3 protein-coding genes are annotated in these 2,660 nt (G+C 65.0%); 2 read left to right on the top strand and 1 reads right to left on the bottom strand.

Annotated elements, in window-relative coordinates:
- Positions 1-35 precede the first annotated feature (35 nt).
- Entirely contained in the window at positions 36-986 is a 951-nt protein-coding gene (locus tag AC1D15_RS26000; RefSeq protein WP_477828258.1) for a LysR family transcriptional regulator, read from the bottom strand.
- An 88-nt stretch (positions 987-1,074) separates the two neighbouring features.
- Here AC1D15_RS26000 and AC1D15_RS25995 point away from each other — a divergent pair, with 88 nt between their 5' ends.
- Together AC1D15_RS25995 and AC1D15_RS25990 are read left to right on the top strand one after the other, a co-directional pair.
- A complete protein-coding gene (locus AC1D15_RS25995; RefSeq protein ID WP_477828257.1) occupies positions 1,075-2,055 on the top strand; it encodes an MBL fold metallo-hydrolase in 981 nt (326 codons plus the stop codon).
- The coding region (locus AC1D15_RS25990) for a hypothetical protein (RefSeq protein ID WP_477828256.1) at positions 2,052-2,660 on the top strand (609 nt) is incomplete at its 3' end. The genes AC1D15_RS25995 and AC1D15_RS25990, both read left to right, overlap by 4 nt.

The raw sequence follows: 2,660 nt of genomic DNA, 5'->3' as shown, positions 1-2,660 counted from the left end.
GGTGTGGAGCGTGCTGGGAGGGGCCGTATTCAGGATCAAACCTCATTCGGAGAGCGATCCCCCGCGGCGGCCTTGTCGGCAAGCAGCTCCCATTCGCCGCGAAGGCTCTTGAGAGCGTAGTCGGCAAAGTGGCGTACTCGCGGGGCCAAATGCAATGCATGCGGGTACACGACATGGAGCGGCGCGCTGGGGATGCTATATCGCCCCAGCACGCGCACCAGCGTTCCATCCTTCAGCTCCGAGCCCACATCCCATATTGACTTGAGAAAAATCCCGCCGCCGGCGAGCGCGAGCGCTTTGGCCGCGTTGCCGTCATTGCACAGGAAGGTCGCGTTCACCTCGGCCGAGACCGGTTTGCCTTCGTGCTGGAAGAGCCAGTGCCGCGTGCTTCGCGTGCCGTAGAGGATGCAGTTGTGCGCTGAGAGCGCAGCAGGCGTGTCGGGAGAACCGAAGCGCCGCAGGTAGTCCGGCGCGGCGCACAGGACGAGCTCGCTGTCGGCGATATGGCGTGCCGTCATCGTCGAGTCATCGAGCACCCCGAAGCGCAGCGCCAGGTCAATGCCTTGCTCCACGAGATCCACGACGTCGTCGCTCAAGACGAGCTCGATCCTCAACGCCGGATGCATGGCCTGGAACTGCGCCGCCAGCGCTGCGAGATAGCGCGTGCCCAGCATGCGCGGTGCCGTCACCCGCAGGTGTCCGTTGATGTCGGTGCGGCTGTGCTGCATCACCGCCTCGGCCTGCTGCACCTCCGCAAGGATGCGCACGCAATGCAGGTGGAAGCGTTCGCCTTCCTGCGTCATTGATTGCCGCCGCGTGGTCCGGTTGAGCAGGCGAACGCCCATGCGCGCCTCGAGGGCGGCCAAGCGCTTGCTGACCACTGCCAGAGACAGGCCCAGCTCGTTYGYGGCCCCCGTGAGACTGCCAGCACTGGCGACCTTGTCGAAGATCGACAGTTCGACCAGGTTGTCGATCATTGTTTCCATATAGTTGATTGTGAAATCGCTATCTCAATCTTTATCAACCATATGGAGATAACTATAGTGCCTTTCACCGCTTAGCAGGAACCTCACGATGAAACGCACATTCCCTGCGGCCTTCCTGGCCGCCTCTATCGCCACCAGCTTGGTCGCCCCGGTCTCATTCGCGGCCGAGGCGCCTGCGGCCAAGGTGAGCCGTTTTCAAGCCGGCTACTACCACTTCAAGCTCGGCGGCTTCGAGATCGCGGCGCTCTCCGACGGCACGCTGCCGATCCCGGCGCTGAAGCTGCTGACCAACGCCCAGCCCGGCCAGGTGGCGTCGCGCCTGGCGGACACGTATCAGACGACCGAGGTCGATGCCTCGGTCAACGCCTACATGATCCGGGCCGGCGACCGCCTGATCCTGATGGACGCCGGCACCGGCGAGCTGTACGGCCCGACGTTGAACAAGCTCGAGGCCAGTCTCAAGGCGGTGGGCGTCACCCCGGAGCAGATCACCGACATCCTGATCACGCATATCCACACCGACCACACCGGTGGCTTGATGGATGGCAAGCGCATCGTGTTTCCCAACGCCACGGTCCACATCGAGCAGAAGGAGGTCGCGTACTGGCTGAATCCCGAGAATCGCGCCCGGGCGCCGGAGGCGACGAAGAAGTACTTCGACGAGGCTTCGGCCAAGGTGCAACCCTATGTCGATGCCGGCAAGGTGAAGACGTTCTCCGGCGCGACCGAGCTGTTCGCCGGCATCCGTTCCATCCCCGCTCCGGGCCACACACCGGGCCACACGTTCTACGCGCTCGAGAGCAAGGGCGAGAAGCTGGTGTTCTGGGGCGACCTGGTTCACGTGGCGGAAGTTCAGATGCCCGACCCGGGCGTGACGATCGTCTTCGACGTCGATCCCAAGGCCGCCGCAGCGACGCGCAAGAAGGCGTTCGCCGACGCGGTCAAGGGCCGGTACTGGGTCGCGGCCGACCACATCTCGTTCCCCGGCGTCGGCCATCTGCACCGCGATGGCACAGGCTACCGGTGGATCCCCATGACCTACGTGAACGACCACTACGAGGCGAAGTGAACCATGAAATGGTGCTGGCCTGCGCAGTTGACGAAGCGACCGCCGGGCTCCCAAGGGAACGCGCGATGGCGAACGGCGGGGCGTACAAGATCGTCGAATCACTGACCACGGAGGTCGGCGCGTGCTGTTCAAGCTCGGGGTTTTTCGCTGGCCCGCGTCGCGTGCGAAACTGCCCTCCCCCCGATCTGCCGCACCGACTCCTTTCCATGCATCGCAACACGCAACTGGCCGTCAGCGCCCTGCTGCTCGTGGCATGCGGCGGCTACTTCCTCACGCCCGATTCCTGGCGCTTCGTGGCCACGCCGTTCGCGCTGTCCGCCGCCTCCGCGCTGGTGGCCTTCATCGGCCGGCGGCGGCTTGCCGATGCCGTCGTGCTGGCCCTGCCGCCGCTCGCCGGTCGCTGGGTTGATCCTGAAGTCGGCTCGCACGCCTTGCTGGTGGCTTGCTTGGTGGTCTACCTGCTCACGCAGCGGCCACGCTTCGCGGCCGTGGCCGGGAGCACGGTGGCCGCGTTGCTGCTGGTGGCCATCCGCCTCAAGCAGCAGTTCGCCGGCACACCGCTGACGTGGCAAGACGTTCGGTTCTTCTTCCGGCAGTTCGCAGAC

The organism is Rhizobacter sp. P2_H2 (assembly GCF_056403375.1).
This window is presented reverse-complemented; position numbering and strand designations above follow the sequence as displayed.

Excerpts from the sequence above, each read along its gene's own strand:
- AC1D15_RS25995 (WP_477828257.1), top strand. The coding sequence starts at position 1,075 with ATGAAACGCACATTCCCTGCGGCCTTCCTGGCCGCCTCTATCGCCACC.